This window comes from Kaistia geumhonensis (genome assembly GCF_030815145.1).
Taxonomy (GTDB): Bacteria; Pseudomonadota; Alphaproteobacteria; order Rhizobiales; family Kaistiaceae; genus Kaistia; species Kaistia geumhonensis.
In genome coordinates this window covers 3,047,185-3,061,857 of sequence record NZ_JAUSWJ010000001.1, presented here as the reverse complement: position 1 = coordinate 3,061,857, position 14,673 = coordinate 3,047,185, and the positions used below count along the sequence as shown (strand labels likewise).

Below are 14,673 nucleotides of genomic sequence, written 5' to 3'. Positions count from 1 at the left end.
CCGCCCCGCGTTCTTGTCTTTTGCAGGGGACGGGGGAGGCGGCGGCATGGCATCGACATCAAGACGGGCGGTCATCGCCGCCGCGGTGATCGCCACCCTCGCCGGTGCCGATGCTTCGCCCGCCTTCGCAGTCTCCGTGAAGGACATCCTGCAGGAGATCATTCCGAAGCAGCCGAAGGCGCAGACCGGAAGGCCGCGGCCCTCGGCGCCGCGCCCGCCGCTGCCGCAGCCGAAACCCGATCCTGCCCTCGCCGGCCAGGAGGCTCTGCCGCCGCTGCCGCAGGCGGATCCGACCTCGGCCGGCAAAGATGCGGCGACACCGCCTCTGCCGGAAGCCGACCCGCGCGGTCCCGAGGCCCCGCCTCTGCCGCCGCCCTCGCCGCAGCCGGCCGAGGCACCCGCCCCTCCGCCGGCGGAGGCCGAGGCGCCCGCGACCGTCGAGGAGCCGCCTGCGCTTTCGGTCGGACCGGTCGTGGAGCCGACACCGCCGCATGTCGAGGACGGGACGCCGGCCCTTCCGGCGGCGCCCGGACCGGCCGGAGCGCTCGGCCCCACAGTCACGCCGGCCCCTGCCGCGCCCTCCCCTGCCCCGCACACCGAGCCGGCAATGGCACTGCCAGCCCCGCCCGAGCCTGCCGGCGAAACGGCGCCGCCGCGCATCCTGCCGACGCCCGAGGAACTGGCCAGCTGCAAGGCCGGCATGGCCGCGCTGGGCATCGTTTCGGAAGCGCAGCCCCCGCTCTTCGAGGGCGAATGCGGCGCAGCCGATCCCTACCGTGTCACTGCGCTGTCGGGCGGAGCCGTGACAATCGAGCCGGCCGCAACGGTGGACTGCGCCGTGGCGAGCGCCCTCGCCCGCTGGGTCGACGAGGATATCCAGCAGGCCGCGAAATCGGCCTATGGCGTGCCGTTGACGCGCCTCTCCATCGCCGGCTCCTATGTCTGCCGCACCCGCAACCATGTGCCCGGTGCCCGCATGTCGGAGCATTCCTACATGAACGCGATCGATATCGGAGGCTACACCATCGCCGGCCGGACGATCACCATTGCCGACGACGGCAAGCGGACCGCGGCCGACGGCACCTTCCTCGATGCGGTGCGCAAGGCGGCCTGCGCCCGCTTCACGACCGTCATCGGCCCCGGCACCGATGCCGATCACGAGGACAATCTCCATCTCGACATGATCCGCCGCGGCCGCAACGGCGACGGGCGCATCTGCGAGTGAGCCGCATGGCCGATGCGGCTCGCCTCCTGTAGCCTCGCCGTATGAGAGAGCGATCGATCCTCATAACCGGGGCCTCGTCCGGCATCGGCGAGCACGCTGCGCTGACGCTGAAGGCGCGCGGCTGGCGGGTATTTGCGACGGCGCGCAAGGACGAGGACCTGGCGCGGCTGCGGGCAGCCGGCATCGAGGCTGTTCCGCTCGACTATGCCGACGAGGCCTCGATACTCGCCGCCGCGACATCGGTGCTCGAGGCGACGGGCGGCCGGCTCGATGCGCTGTTCAACAACGGAGCCTATGGCCAGGTCGGCGCCGTCGAGGATCTCACGACCGCCGTCCTGCGGCGCCAGTTCGAGGTGAACCTCTTCGGCTGGCACACGCTGACCTGCGCGGTTCTGCCGGCTATGCGGCGGGCGGGACACGGCCGCATCATCCACTGCTCCTCGGTGCTCGGGATCGTGGCCGGCAAATACCGCGGCGCCTATGTCGGCTCGAAATTCGCGCTGGAAGGCCTCGCCGATTCGATGCGCATCGAGCTTGCCGGCTCCGGAATCCACGTGGTGCTCATCGAGCCGGGGCCCATCGCCACGCGCTTCACCTTGAACGCGCTCGCGAATTTTCGCGCCACCATCGACATTGAGGCGTCGCCGCACCGCGCCGGATACGAGGCCCAGCTCGCCCGCCTCACCGGGGCGCGGCGGCCCTCGCGCTTCAGGCGCGGCCCCCAGGCGGTCACGGCCGCGCTGATCGAAGCGCTGGAGAGCCCGCGTCCGCGGCTGCGCTATCGCGTCACCACGCTGACCACGCTCGCTGCGCTAATGAAGCGGATCCTTCCCGGCCGCTGGCTCGACATCCTGATCGCGCGGAATTCGTGAGGGAACCGGTCATCACACGGCGCGTTGGCCATCGTTGCAGCGCAGAATCGAGTAGCCCATGTCCGCCCCGACCACCGGCCCCCGTCTCGCGTCCACACGGGGGACGTCCATGAGCGGCCGCAATGCGTCGGCCGTGACGCTCATCGTCTGTCTTCTCGTCACCTTCGCGGCGGCGGCCATCGGTTCGGCGGCGACGCTGCCTTCGATCCCCACCTGGTATGCGGGTCTCACCAAGCCGGACTTCAATCCGCCGAACTGGGTGTTCGGCCCTGTCTGGACGCTGCTCTATGCGCTGATGGCCGTGGCGCTCTGGCGGGTGCTTGGACGCTCGGAAGGCGGCGAGCGCCGGCGCGCGGCGGCGATCTACGGTGTTCAGCTCGTCCTCAACGCGGCCTGGTCGGTCGTGTTCTTCGGGCTGCACTCGCCGCTCGGCGGCCTCGTCGTGATCGTCGCGCTGGCCGGGGCGATCATCGCCACCATCGCCGCATTCAGCCGCATCGACAGGCTGGCCGCGGGCCTGCTGGTCCCCTACCTTCTGTGGGTCGGATTCGCCTCGCTGCTCAACCTCGCCATCCTGATCCTTAACTGAGTGGTCGGGCACTTGAGGGTCCGAACGGGCTGATCCGGCCGAGCACGGTCCGGAGCCTGAGACCAACGGTGCCTCGATGAACAGCTTTCTCCACTACCTCGTGCCGATCGCGCTCGCCGCGGTCGCGATCGTGCTTCTCCTCGGCCTCTTCAACATGATGCGCGGCGGCTCCTCCGAGCGCTCGCAGCAACTGATGCGCTGGCGCGTCATCCTGCAGTTCGTCGCGATCGTCATCATGATGGCGACGCTCTATTTCGCGTCGCGCTGACGGAGACATCATGGTCGCGCTCAACCGCATCTACACCCGCACCGGCGACGACGGCACCAGCGGCCTCGTGACCGGCGAACGCCGATCCAAGTCGGACCTGCGCTTCGAATGCATCGGCACCATCGACGAGGTGAATGCCTTCATCGGCGTCGCCCGCTGCGATCTCTTCGAGGAGCCCGTGGTCGACGCGATGCTCGGCCGCATCCAGAACGACCTCTTCGATCTCGGGGCCGATCTCGCAACGCCGGAGGAGACGCTGAAGGAAGGCCGCGACGCGCTTCGCGTCGTCGAGCGGGAAGTCGAGCGCATCGAAGGCGATATCGACGAACTGAACGCGGACCTGACGCCGCTGCGGTCCTTCGTATTGCCCGGCGGGTCGCGGGCGGCGGCCTCGCTGCATGTCGCGCGCACCGTCGCCCGGCGTGCCGAGCGCGGCATGGTGGCGCTGGCGGAGCGGGAGAGCGTCAATCCGTCCGCATTGCGCTACATCAATCGCCTGTCGGATTTTCTTTTCGTTGCGGCCCGATTCGTGAATGATCGGGGAACAGGCGACGTCCTCTGGGTGCCTGGCCAGAATCGCTGACCCCCGAGCCCCCGGCGACCGATGTTCGTTCCGCTGCACGACCAGAATCCGCTGCGCTTCATCCGCTTTCCGTTCATCACGCGCAGCATCGTCGTGCTGAACGTGCTGATCTTCATGTTCTACCAGCGCGGCGGCAACGCCGAGGCCGAGGCGGCCTCGGTCATGGCCTTCGGGCTCATCCCCTCGACGCTGATGGGCGTGCATGTCCGAACACCGGGGATCTTCCACGCTCCGGAATGGGCGACCTTCATCACCTCCAGCTTCCTGCATGGCGACATCTGGCACCTCGCCGGCAACATGCTGTTTCTCTGGGTCTTCGGCGACAATGTCGAGGACGCCATGGGCCACTGGCGCTTCCTGCTGTTCTACATCCTCTGCGCCATCGGAGGCGGCCTCGCCCATGTCGCGGTCGCGCCCGGTTCCGATCTGGCCCTGATCGGCGCCTCGGGGTCGGTCGCCGGCGTGATCGCCGCCTATTTCCTGCTCCACCCGCGCGTCAAGATCTGGATCCTGCTGCTCTTCCGCATCCCGCTGCGCCTACGAACGGTCTGGGTGCTCGGCTTCTGGATCCTGCTGCAGCTCTACAATTTCCTGTTCGGGCCGCCCGGAGAGATTTCCTGGGCCGCGCATCTCGGCGGGCTTCTCACCGGCGCCGTGCTCATCCTCCTGATGCGCCGTCGCGGAGTTCCGCTGCTCGCCCGCGAGGAGCCGGAGCTGATCGCCGCCGAACCGGTCGTCTAGCCGGCGCGTTGACGCGCCCGCCCCTCGCCGATACGGTCGCCGCCCGATCGAGGCCGCGCGCGGTCGTCGAGAGTTGACGTCGAAGCCCCCACCGATTGAAGCGCCCATGAAGATTCTCGTGCCCGTCAAGCGGGCGGTCGACCGCAACGTCAAGGTCCGCGTCAACGCGGACGGCACCGGCATCGACCTCGCCAATGTGAAGATGGCGATGAACCCCTTCTGCGAAATCGCCGTCGAGGCGGCGCTCCGTCTGAAGGAGGCCGGCCAGGCCAGCGAGGTCGTCGTCGTGTCCATCGGAACGGAGAAATCCGCCGAGACGCTGCGCACCGGCCTCGCGATGGGCGCCGATCGCGGCATCCTCGTGAAGACCGACGCGCCGCGCGTCGAGCCGCTCGCCGTCGCCAAGCTCGTCAAGGCGGTGATCGACGCCGAGGCCCCGCGCCTCGTGATCCTGGGCAAGCAGGCGATCGACGACGACAGCAACCAGACCGGGCAGATGCTCGCCGCGCTGATGGGCTGGCCGCAGGCGACCTTCGCTTCGAAGATCGAGCTTTCGGCCGACGCCGTGACCGTCACCCGCGAGGTCGACGGCGGCACCGAGACACTGCAGCTCGCCCTTCCGGCGGTGATCACCACCGATCTCCGCCTCAACGAGCCGCGCTATGCCTCGCTGCCCAACATCATGAAGGCAAAGAAGAAGCCGCTCGACGAGACGACGCCCGAGGCGCTCGGTGTCGACATCGCGCCGCGCCTCGCGGTGCTGAAGGTCGCCGAGCCGCCGCGCCGCGCCGGCGGCGTCAAGGTCGCCTCCGCCGCCGAGCTGGTCGCGAAGCTCAAGGAAACGGGAGTGCTGTGATGCGCACGCTGCTCATCGCCGAGATCGACCCGGCGGGCCTCAACGAGGCGACCGCCAAGGCACTCACCGCCGCCGCGAAGCTCGGCAGCCCCGTCGACATCCTCGTCGCCGGCAGCGGCGACCGGGCAGCGGCCGAGGCTGCCAGCCGTCTCGACGGCGTCGCGCGCGTGCGCCTCGCCGACGATCCAGCGCTGGCTCACCGTCTCGCCGAGCCCCTCGCCGAACTCGTCATCTCCATCGCGGCGGACTATGACGCCATCGTCGCGCCGGCGACCGCCGCCGGCAAGAACGTCCTGCCGCGCATCGCGGCGCTACTCGACGTAATGCAGGTCTCGGAAGTGACGGCTGTGCTCGGCCCGGACACGTTCGAGCGGCCGATCTATGCCGGCAATGCGATCGAGACGGTGCAGTCGCGCGATCCGGTCCGCGTTCTCACCGTGCGCACCGCCGCCTTCCCGCCGACGGCGGAGGGAACCGGCGCCGCTCCGATCGAGACGCTCGGCGTGGCGCCGACGCCGGCGCTGTCGAACTTCGTCGGCGAGGCGCTGACGACATCGGCCCGGCCGGAACTGGCCGGCGCCCGCATCGTCGTCTCGGGTGGCCGCGCGCTCGGCTCGTCGGAGGGCTTCGAGACCGTGATCGCGCCGCTGGCCGACCGCCTCAACGCCGCGATCGGTGCCTCGCGCGCCGCCGTCGACGCCGGCTTTGCCGGAAACGACCTGCAAGTCGGCCAGACGGGCAAGGTGGTCGCGCCGGACCTCTATGTCGCCGTCGGCATCTCGGGCGCCATCCAGCACCTCGCCGGCATGAAGGATTCCAAGGTGATCGTCGCGATCAACAAGGATCCCGAGGCCCCGATCTTCCAGGTCGCGGACTATGGCCTGGTCGAAGACCTCTTCACCGCCGTCCCCGCTCTCGTGAAGGCGCTGGACGACTGAGCCCTTCGCCTTGGACGCAGCCTCTCCTTTGCACTAAAGTCTCCGGCAAAGGGCAGGCAAGGGGCGGCGTAGGACAATGGCAGAGGCGATATCGAAGGTTGGGGTGATCGGCGCCGGGCAGATGGGCAATGGCATCGCCCATGTCAGCGCGCTCGCCGGCTTCGACGTCGTGCTGCACGACATCGCCGAGGAGCGGGTCCGCAAGGGCCTCGCCACGATCGACGGCAACCTGTCGCGCCAGGTCCATTCCGGCCGCATCACCGAGGAAGACCGCAAGGCCGCTCTGGCGCGCGTGACCGCCGCCCCTTCGGTGGACGCGCTCGGCAGCTGCGACCTCGTCATCGAGGCGGCGACCGAGGACGAGCAGGTCAAGCGCAAGATCTTCGCCGGCGTCTGCCCGGTGCTGCGCCCCGATGCGATGCTCGCGACCAACACCTCGTCGATCTCGATCACCCGCCTCGCCTCGGCCTCCGACCGGCCGGAGCGCTTCATCGGCATCCACTTCATGAATCCGGTGCCGGTGATGCAGCTGGTCGAGCTCATCCGCGGCATTGCCACCGGGGACGAGACCTTCGAGGCCGCCAAGGCCTATGTCGCCCGGCTCGGCAAGACCGTGGCGGTCGCCGAGGATTTTCCCGGCTTCATGGTCAACCGCATCCTGCTGCCGATGATCAACGAGGCGATCTACGTTCTCTATGAGGGCGTCGGCTCGGTGGACGCCATCGACACGGCGATGAAGCTCGGCGCCAACCATCCGATGGGACCGCTGCAACTGGCGGATTTCATTGGCCTCGACACCTGCCTCTCGATCATGCAGGTGCTCTATGAGGGACTGGCCGATTCCAAGTATCGACCATGTCCGCTGCTGGTCAAATATGTCGAAGCCGGCTGGCTCGGCCGCAAGACCAATCGCGGCTTCTACGACTATCGCGGCGAGACGCCCGTCCCGACCCGGTAGCACTGGGGGCGCCCGCCGCGCCCCACCCGATCCATCTGCACATTTAGACGGAGGTCCGCCATGACGCGGTCCCTCAACCCGCATGCGCTGTTCGCCCTCGTGGCCGGGACGACGCTGCTCGGCATCGCCGGAACAGATCTCGTCCTGCCGGCCGTCCCGAGCCTGCCGGAGGCCTTTGGAAGCTCAATCGAGCGCGCGCAGATGGTGCTGGCCGCCTATGCGCTCGGCACGCTCGTCGGGCTCCTCGCCTTCGGCGAACTCGGCGCGCGCCATGACCCGCGGGGCCTCCTCGTCTGGTCGCTCGGCCTCTTCACGCTGGCCTCGTTCGCCGCAGCCTTCGCGCCCTCCATGGAATGGCTCGTCGCCCTCCGACTGGCGCAGGGCGCGTTCGGAGCGGCGCCTGCCGTCTTCGCGCCGGGCTTCATCAAGGGCATGTTCGCGGAGGACCGCGCCGCGGCCGCCATCGGCCGCCTGGGCTCGGTCGAGGCGCTCGCGCCCGCGCTGGCGCCCATCGCGGGAGCCTCGCTCCTGACGCTCGGCGGCTGGCAGGTTTCCTTCTTCGTTCTCGGCGGGCTCGGTCTCGTCCTGACGCTGACGCTGGTGGCCCTCTCGGGCAGGCTTCCGGGACGGGCCGAGGCGCTGGAGCGTCACAAGACCTATTGGACGATTCTCTCCAGTCGGCGTTTCCTGCGCTATGCGCTCAGCCAGTCCTTCGCGCTCGGCGGGCTGCTCGTGTTCGTCTTCGGCGCACCGGCGGTCATCACCGGACCTCTCGGCCTCGGAATCCGCGAATTCGTCATCCTGCAGGTCGTCGGCATCACGTCCTTCATCGTCGGCGCCACGCTGTCGAGCCGTCTGGCCGTCCGCTTCGGGGTCGAGCGGGTGATCGTCTCCGGCACCGCGCTCCTTGCCGCCGCTTTCCTGGTGCTGCTGCTCTATGCGGCGACAGGCGGCACGAGCCTCGTCGTGGTGGTAGCGATCTGGATCTTCGTCAATCTCGGCTTCGGGGTGCGGGGACCGGTCGGCTTTCACCAGGCGATCATGGCCGCGGAAGGCGATCATTCGCGGGGTGCCGCACTGGTCGTCGCCGGCATCCTCGCCACCGCCGCCGCCGGAACGGCGCTCGTCGCGCCGTTCATCGCGCTCGGTCTCTGGCCGCTGGCGCTCGGCGGCGCGGTCATCACCGGGCTGGCGACGCTCCTGCTGGGGGTGCTCGCGGACCGTTCCTGATCCAGCGACGTCGGGCGCCCCGGCTGTGACGCCTGTCATAGCCGGGCGTCCGGCCTTGGGCTTTCCTGCTCTGCATCAACCTTTTCGCTGATGCACATTGCAGGATGGGAAGCCGACCATGGACGCCCTCGTCAAGCCTGCCTTCGTCGACGTCGCCGCCGACCGCCGCGTGGCGGCCGCCCTGATCGCCTCCGGCCAGCCGCTGGCGCATGCCTTCGGCAATATCTACGCGCTGTCGATGCGGCCGGATGCCGGGAGCGTCGCGCGCGCCAATCTCATGAAGGGCCGCCCGGCCGGACAGACAGGCAGTGCGCTGACGACGCGGCGGCACATGGAGGCCCTGTTCGACTGGGACGCCGTGCCGCGCGTCTTCCCGCGGCCGGCCCTGCTCTCGCTGTTCGACGAGCTTCTCGATGCTGGACCGATCGGCCTGCGGGGCCCGGCGGCGGCATCGATCCCCACCCATCTCGCCGGCGAGGACGGCGGCCGGCGCACGGTGCAGTTCGTGTCGCCCGGCAGCCGATGCCCCTCCAACATCATGGTGGCGGCAGCGACGGAGATGCTGGGCACCCGCTATCTCTGCGTAACCTCCGCCAACCGGTCACATCATGCGACCGGCGCGGCCGAGGAGCCGGCCCATTTCGAGGCGCTGCCGCTGGCGCTCGACTTCGCCGGCACGCGGCTACCGATCCTGCGTCATCGCGACGAGGCCGCGGTCCGCGCCGCCCATCCGCGCCATGCGCCGATCTCGACATCGATCCTCGCCTTTCATCGCTATGCCGGGCTCGGCCCCGAGGGCTGCCCGGCGCTGACGCTCGAGCGGCACGGCTCGCTCGACATCGTCGATCTCGTGCCGATCCTCGCCCGGCACGGGTTCGCGCTCGCGATCGGCGCCGGGGCGAGCCGGCGGCTCGGCCAGCGCCCGCTGTTCTCGCTCGGCGCCGCGGCCTGACGGGGATCAGGCGCCGTTGCGCGCGGCGGCGATCAGCGCCTTCGCGTCGGCCGAGTCCCATTCCGCAGGCCCCGAAACGACGCCAAGCGCGCAGCCCTTGCCGTCGATCAGCACCGTCGTCGGCAGGCCGACGGCCATCGCCTCGCCCTTCAGCGCCGAGAAGATCTTGGTGCTCGGATCGACATAGAGCGGCAGCGCCTTGACGCCGATCTCGCCGAGGAAGGCCTTCGGCTTGCCGGGGTCCTGGGTGTCGATCGAGACCGGGACGACGGCGAAATCCGTTCCCCCTTCCGCTTCCGCCAGCCGGTCGAGGGCGGGCATCTCCTTGCGGCAGGGCACGCACCATGTCGCCCAGAGATTGAGAAGAACCGTCTTGCCGGCGAAGTCGGCGAGCGTCGCAGCGCTGCCATCCGCCTTCTGGAAGGCGAGATGGGCGAGCGACACCGGACGGTCGGCGACCTGGAAGGCCGCCACCTCGCCCTTGGCCAGCGGCGCCAGAGCCGCCGCGGCCTTGACGGCACCGGCGCAATCCGAAACCGCGGTCGCGGCTTGGTTGCCACGCCCCCCTTCCCTCACGTATACGACCGCCACACCCGCGGCGATCCCTGCGACCGCCGCCAAGCCCAGCACCAGAGGAAGGCGCTTCCCGCCGCCTCTTGTCACCATGTCGGATCATCCTTCCCGAAGAGAGCGTTCATGAGCAATGCGATGTGGGGCGGCCGCTTCTCCGAAGGGCCCGCCGCGATCATGGAAGAGATCAACGCGTCGATCGATTTCGACCGGAAGCTCTACCGCCAGGACATCGCCGGCTCGAAGGCCCATGCGATGATGCTCGCACGCCAGGGTATCATCGGCGCGGACGATGCCGAAAAGATCGTCGCAGGTCTAGACACGATCCTGCGAGAGATCGAGGAGAGCCGCTTCAACTTCTCGCGTGCGCTCGAGGACATCCATCTCAACATCGAGTCGCGCCTCAAGGAACTGATCGGCGATGCCGCCGGCCGCCTGCACACGGCCCGCTCGCGCAACGACCAGGTCGCGCTCGACTTCAAGCTCTTTGTCCGCGACTGGCTCGACGGCGTCGACGTGGCGCTCGCCGCGCTGCAATCCGCCCTCGCCGACAAGGCCTTCGAGCATGCCGGCCTTGCGATGCCGGGCTTCACCCATCTGCAGAGCGCGCAGCCGGTAACCTTCGGCCATCATCTCCTCGCCTATGTCGAGATGATCGCGCGCGATCGCGGCCGCTTCGCCGATGCCCGCGCCCGCCTCAACGAGAGCCCGCTCGGCGCGGCAGCGCTCGCCGGCACCTCGTTCCCGATCGACCGCGCCATGACCGCGAAGGCGCTCGGCTTCGACAGGCCGACCGCCAATTCCCTCGACAGCGTCTCCGATCGCGACTTCGCCATCGAGGCCCTCGCGGCGGCGAGCCTCTGCGCCATCCACCTGTCGCGCTTCGCCGAGGAGATCGTGATCTGGTCGTCGGCGCAGTTCCGCTTCATCCGCCTTTCGGACCGCTTCACCACCGGCTCCTCGATCATGCCGCAGAAGCGCAATCCCGACGCGGCCGAGCTGGTGCGCGCCAAGACCGGGCGCATCATCGGCGCCGAGACGGCGCTGAAGATCGTGATGAAAGGGTTGCCGCTCGCCTATCAGAAGGACATGCAGGAAGACAAGGAACAGGTCTTCGACGCCTTCGAGAGTCTGGAACTCGCCATCGCCGCCACGGACGGCATGGTGCGCGACATGGAGCCTGAGGCCGCCGTCATGAAGAAGGCCGCCGGCTCGGGCTTTTCCACCGCGACCGATCTCGCCGACTGGCTCGTGCGCACGCTCGGCATGCCGTTCCGGGAGGCGCATCACGTCACCGGCCGGATCGTGGCGCTGGCGGCCGAGCAGGGCGTCGAGCTGTCGCGCCTGCCGCTCTCGGCGCTGCAGGCCGTGCATGGCGCCATCGACGACCGCGTCTATTCCGTCCTGACCGTCGACAAGTCGGTGCGCAGCCGCACCAGCTATGGCGGAACCTCGCCCAAGAATGTCCGCGCGCAGGCGAAACGCTGGCAGCGTGCGCTGGAACGCGAGGCGAAGGCCAGGGGATGACATCCCCGCCGCCGCTGTCGATTTTGTCAATCGACAGCGATGGACAAAAGACTACGATGCGCGGCCGTTCGTCAGACCTCGAGGATCCGCCTTGGCCATGGTGACCCGCCTTCTCCTCCTCGCCGCCGCGCTCGCGCTTTCGGGCTGCGGCGTCAAGGGCGCGCTCGAGCCGCCGCCAGGCGGCGCCCAGGCGAAACAGGCCGAGGAAGCACAGAAAACCGGTCAGAAACTCGACACCACGGCGCCCATGGTCCCCGACCGCAAGCTCTGGATCGACCACCTGATCTGACGGGCGCCCGCGCGGCCCGAACCTCCGATCTTCCTTCCCTTCGAGCCTCGCCATGAACCATTTCGAATATCGCGACGGCGTCCTCTTCGCCGAGGACGTCCCGGTCGAGACGATCGCTGCGGCCGTCGGCACGCCCTTCTACTGCTATTCGACCGCGACCCTCGTGCGCCACTATCGTGTCTTCCGCGATGCGCTCGCCGGGCTCGACACGCTTGTCTGCTACGCCATGAAGGCGAACTCCAACCAGGCTGTGCTCAAGACGCTGATCCGCGAGGGCGCCGGCATGGACGTCGTCTCCGAGGGCGAATTGCGGCGCGCGCTCGCTGCCGGTTGCGATCCGGCGAAGATCGTCTTTTCCGGCGTCGCCAAGACCGACCGCGAGATCGCGCTGGCGCTCGACTCCGGCATCCACGGCTTCAATGTCGAGAGCGAGCCCGAACTCCTGCGCATCTCCGAGATCGCATCGTCGAAGGGCGCCACCGCCCGCATCTCGATCCGCATCAATCCCGATGTCGATGCCAAGACGCATGCCAAGATCACGACCGGCAAGGCGGAGAACAAGTTCGGCATTCCCTGGCAGCGCGCCAGGCAGGTCTATGCCGAGGCCGCGCGCCTCCCGGGCCTCCTCGTCTCCGGCGTCGACATGCATATCGGCAGCCAGATCACCGACATGGAGCCCTATGACGCCGCCTATGGCCTGCTCGCCGAGCTGGTGCTGATGCTGCGCGAGGACGGCCATGCGATCGACCATGTCGACGGCGGCGGCGGGCTTGGCATTCCCTACCGCCTCGACGATCCGCCGCCGCCCGATCCGGTCGCCTTCGCGGCGATCGTCCGCAAGCGGCTGGGCAATCTGGGCGCGAAGATCCTGTTCGAGCCGGGACGCATGATCGTCGGCAATGCCGGCATCCTCGTCGCCAGCGTCGTCTATGTGAAGGAAGGCTCGTCCAAGACCTTCGTCATCGTCGATGCCGGCATGAACGACCTGATCCGGCCGACCCTCTACGAGGCACATCACGACATCCAGCCGGTGCGCCTGCCGGCGGCCGGTGCGCGCCGCGTCGTGGCCGATGTCGTCGGCGGCGTCTGCGAGACGGGCGACTATCTGGCGCTGGACCGAGACATGGCAGTCCCTGTCGCTGGCGACCGCATCGCCGTGATGACGGCCGGCGCCTATGGCGCCGTGCAGGGCTCGACCTACAACACCCGGCCGCTGGCGGCCGAAGTCCTGGTCGACGGCGACCGATTTGCCGTGGTGCGCCCGCGCCAGACCTATGACGCCCTGATCGGCATGGACACGGTGCCTGACTGGCTCGCCTGACGCGGCGACTCTGATTCTTCGGCAGGGCTGTCGGCCCGCCTCTTCCCGCATCGTCCTTGGTCCGACGAGGCACGATGCGGGAGAGGGCGATGTCGCAATCCTATCGATGGGTGATGGTCGGGCTTGGAGCGCTGATGGGCTGCGTCGCGATCGGCGCGATGTTCTCCCTCGCGGTCTTCCTCGAGCCGATGGCGGCCAGCACCGGCTGGTCGCATGCCGGCATCTCGACGGCGATGACGCTGAATTTCCTGGTCATGGGCTTCGCCGGCTTCGGCTGGGGCATTGCGAGCGACCGGTTCGGGCCGAGGATCGTGGTGCTGATCGGCGCGGCGCTGCTCGGCCTGGCGCTCGTGCTGGCGAGCCAGGCGACCTCGCTGCTCGCCTTCCAGATTACCTTCGGCGTCCTGGTCGGCCTTTCGGCGAGCGCTTTCCTTGCCCCGATGATCGCCGCCGTCGCCGGCTGGTTCGATGCGCATCGCGGCCTCGCCATCTCGCTGGTCTCAGCCGGCATGGGCATGGCGCCGATGACGGTCGCGCCCTTCGCCCGCTGGCTGATCACCGCTTATGACTGGCGCTTCGCGATGCTGGCGATCGGTATCGGCGCCTGGCTCATCACCATCCCCGCCGCGCTTCTGGTGCGCCGCCCGCCCGTGGCAGGCGCGGCGGCACCGGGCGAGGCCGCCCCGGAAGCCGGCATGAGCGCCTCTGCCGCGCTGCGCTCGCCGCAGTTCCTCGTGCTCGGCCTTACCTTCTTCGCCTGCTGCGCCGCCCATTCCGGGCCGATCTTCCACATGGTGAGCTACGCCACCCTCTGCGGCATCGCGCCAATGGCCGCGGTCGGCATCTACAGCATCGAAGGTCTCGCCGGGCTCGGCGGCCGGGTGCTGTTCGGCGTCCTTGCCGACCGCATCGGCGTCAAGCCGGTGCTCGTCGCCGGGCTCTTCGTTCAGGCGGTCGCGATCTTCGCCTACAGCCTCGCGCGCGACCTCTCCCAGTTCTACACGCTGGCCGTCGTCGCCGGCGCAGCCTATGGCGGCGTGATGCCGCTCTACGCTGTGCTGGCACGCGACTACTTTGGACAGGCGCGGCTCGGCACCGTGCTCGGCGCCGCGACGCTGCTCTCGAGCCTCGGCATGGCGGCCGGCCCGCTCGCCGGCGGCTGGATCTATGACCGCTTCGCCGACTATAGCTGGCTGTTCATCGGCTCCGCGATCGTCGGCCTCGGCGCCGTCGCCGTGGCGCTCGCCTTCCCGAGGACCGGCACGCCGCGTCTCAGCCCGACCGGAGCCCACTGATGATCCCGAACGCGATCGAAGTGATCACCCTCTTCGTCGGCGACATCGCCGCCGCCAAGGCCTTCTACACGCGGGTCTTCGCCCCGGAGATCGTCTATGAGGACGATGTGTCCGCGGTGCTCGCCTTCTCGGGCGCCATGGTCAATCTCCTCGCCGCGTCGGAGGCGCCGCCGCTCGTCGAGCCGCGCCCCGTCGCGCCATCCACGGCCGGCGCCGGCATGCTGCTCACCATCCGCGTTGCCAGCGTCGACGACACCGCAAAGGCGCTTCAGGCCGCCGGCGTCGCGCTCCTGAACGGCCCGGTCGACCGCCCCTGGGGCCGCCGCACCGCCGCCTTCGCCGATCCCTCGGGACATGTCTGGGAGGTGGCCGAAGAGATCGCGTGACGGCTCCGCCCTTCCCTTTCCGCTCGCGCCGCCCCATTTCCGCTGCTAGTCTCGCAGCGGGCGGGCTTGGAGG

At 69.1% G+C, this 14,673-nt stretch carries 17 protein-coding genes; 16 read left to right on the top strand and 1 reads right to left on the bottom strand.

The window, feature by feature from the left end:
* Window positions 1-46 precede the first annotated feature (46 nt).
* From QO015_RS14540 to QO015_RS14490, 11 genes are all read left to right on the top strand, one after another.
* Complete coding sequence (locus tag QO015_RS14540) at window positions 47-1,225, top strand: extensin-like domain-containing protein (RefSeq protein ID WP_266278554.1); 1,179 nt, start codon at window positions 47-49, stop codon at window positions 1,223-1,225.
* Window positions 1,226-1,266: 41 nt separating this feature from the next.
* Window positions 1,267-2,097, top strand: a complete 831-nt coding sequence (locus QO015_RS14535) for an SDR family oxidoreductase (protein WP_266278555.1) — start codon at window positions 1,267-1,269, stop codon at window positions 2,095-2,097.
* Window positions 2,098-2,206: 109 nt separating this feature from the next.
* Window positions 2,207-2,686 (top strand): TspO/MBR family protein, encoded by a 480-nt coding sequence (locus tag QO015_RS14530; RefSeq protein WP_266278556.1) that lies wholly within the window; start codon window positions 2,207-2,209, stop codon window positions 2,684-2,686.
* 76 nt (window positions 2,687-2,762) lie between these two features.
* Window positions 2,763-2,954, top strand: a complete 192-nt coding sequence (locus QO015_RS14525) for a twin transmembrane helix small protein (RefSeq protein WP_266278557.1) — start codon at window positions 2,763-2,765, stop codon at window positions 2,952-2,954.
* A 10-nt stretch (window positions 2,955-2,964) separates the two neighbouring features.
* Complete coding sequence (locus QO015_RS14520; protein WP_266278558.1) at window positions 2,965-3,537, top strand: cob(I)yrinic acid a,c-diamide adenosyltransferase; 573 nt, start codon at window positions 2,965-2,967, stop codon at window positions 3,535-3,537.
* A gap of 21 nt (window positions 3,538-3,558) precedes the next feature.
* Window positions 3,559-4,278: a rhomboid family intramembrane serine protease gene (locus tag QO015_RS14515; protein ID WP_266278559.1), complete on the top strand. Its 720-nt coding sequence runs from the start codon at window positions 3,559-3,561 to the stop codon at window positions 4,276-4,278.
* Window positions 4,279-4,384: 106 nt separating this feature from the next.
* Entirely contained in the window at window positions 4,385-5,134 is a 750-nt protein-coding gene (locus QO015_RS14510) for an electron transfer flavoprotein subunit beta/FixA family protein (RefSeq protein WP_266278560.1), read from the top strand.
* Window positions 5,134-6,072 (top strand): electron transfer flavoprotein subunit alpha/FixB family protein, encoded by a 939-nt coding sequence (locus QO015_RS14505; RefSeq protein WP_266278561.1) that lies wholly within the window; start codon window positions 5,134-5,136, stop codon window positions 6,070-6,072. The genes QO015_RS14510 and QO015_RS14505 overlap by 1 nt, the downstream gene beginning before the upstream one ends.
* Window positions 6,073-6,148: 76 nt before the next feature.
* Window positions 6,149-7,030, top strand: a complete 882-nt coding sequence (locus QO015_RS14500; protein WP_266278562.1) for a 3-hydroxybutyryl-CoA dehydrogenase — start codon at window positions 6,149-6,151, stop codon at window positions 7,028-7,030.
* Between the two features lie 60 nt (window positions 7,031-7,090).
* The gene (locus tag QO015_RS14495; RefSeq protein ID WP_266278563.1) at window positions 7,091-8,260 is read left to right on the top strand and encodes an MFS transporter; all 1,170 of its coding nucleotides are present in this window, start codon (window positions 7,091-7,093) and stop codon (window positions 8,258-8,260) included.
* Window positions 8,261-8,378: 118 nt separating this feature from the next.
* Window positions 8,379-9,212, top strand: a complete 834-nt coding sequence (locus QO015_RS14490) for a hypothetical protein (protein ID WP_266278564.1) — start codon at window positions 8,379-8,381, stop codon at window positions 9,210-9,212.
* Between the two features lie 6 nt (window positions 9,213-9,218).
* On the opposite strand, the gene tlpA is transcribed toward QO015_RS14490, so the two are convergent.
* The gene (tlpA, locus tag QO015_RS14485; RefSeq protein WP_266278565.1) at window positions 9,219-9,878 is read right to left on the bottom strand and encodes a thiol:disulfide interchange protein TlpA; all 660 of its coding nucleotides are present in this window, start codon (window positions 9,876-9,878) and stop codon (window positions 9,219-9,221) included.
* A gap of 30 nt (window positions 9,879-9,908) precedes the next feature.
* On the opposite strand from tlpA, the gene argH reads away from it, so the two are divergent.
* From argH to QO015_RS14460, 5 genes are all read left to right on the top strand, one after another.
* Window positions 9,909-11,309, top strand: a complete 1,401-nt coding sequence (argH, locus tag QO015_RS14480) for an argininosuccinate lyase (protein WP_266278566.1) — start codon at window positions 9,909-9,911, stop codon at window positions 11,307-11,309.
* 97 nt (window positions 11,310-11,406) lie between these two features.
* The gene (gene lptM, locus QO015_RS14475; protein WP_266278567.1) at window positions 11,407-11,598 is read left to right on the top strand and encodes an LPS translocon maturation chaperone LptM; all 192 of its coding nucleotides are present in this window, start codon (window positions 11,407-11,409) and stop codon (window positions 11,596-11,598) included.
* 52 nt (window positions 11,599-11,650) lie between these two features.
* A complete protein-coding gene (lysA, locus tag QO015_RS14470) occupies window positions 11,651-12,919 on the top strand; it encodes a diaminopimelate decarboxylase (RefSeq protein ID WP_266278568.1) in 1,269 nt (422 codons plus the stop codon).
* A gap of 89 nt (window positions 12,920-13,008) precedes the next feature.
* Window positions 13,009-14,214, top strand: coding sequence for an MFS transporter (locus QO015_RS14465; RefSeq protein WP_266278569.1), 1,206 nt, complete (start codon window positions 13,009-13,011; stop codon window positions 14,212-14,214).
* Window positions 14,214-14,600, top strand: coding sequence for a VOC family protein (locus QO015_RS14460; RefSeq protein ID WP_266278570.1), 387 nt, complete (start codon window positions 14,214-14,216; stop codon window positions 14,598-14,600). The genes QO015_RS14465 and QO015_RS14460 overlap by 1 nt, the downstream gene beginning before the upstream one ends.
* Window positions 14,601-14,673 lie beyond the last annotated feature (73 nt).